1 pseudogene is annotated in these 337 nt (G+C 71.8%); it reads left to right on the top strand.

From position 1 onward, the window contains the following. Positions 1 to 172 precede the first annotated feature (172 nt). Positions 173 to 337: pseudogene (locus EN850_RS37975) on the top strand (twin-arginine translocase subunit TatC); the annotation flags it as partial.

The following is a 337-nucleotide window of genomic DNA, read 5'->3' on the forward strand; positions in this document are numbered from 1 at the left end:
GGCAGGGCGATGAGCTGGTACAGGAGGTACGCGCACCCGCGCAGGCGGACGTTCCGCCGCACCTGGGCGGGCCTGCCGCGGAGGCACCGGCACAGGAGCCTGCTGCACCCGACGTGGCCACCGCCGCTGACGCCGGTGCGGCGGCGCCGACGCAGCGCACGGAGCGCCAGCCATGAGCGAACAGGATTTCGGCGAGAGCTCGCTGGTCGAGCATCTGGTGGAACTGCGCGGCCGTATGGTGCGCGCCCTGCTCGGTCTGGGCGTGGTGCTGCTGGCGCTGCTGCCGTTCACCCAGAAGCTCTACAACGCCCTGGCCGAACCTCTGGTCTCGCAGCTC

The sequence above is a fragment of the Mesorhizobium sp. M8A.F.Ca.ET.207.01.1.1 genome (assembly GCF_004794715.1).
Lineage (GTDB): Bacteria > Pseudomonadota > Alphaproteobacteria > Rhizobiales > Rhizobiaceae > Mesorhizobium.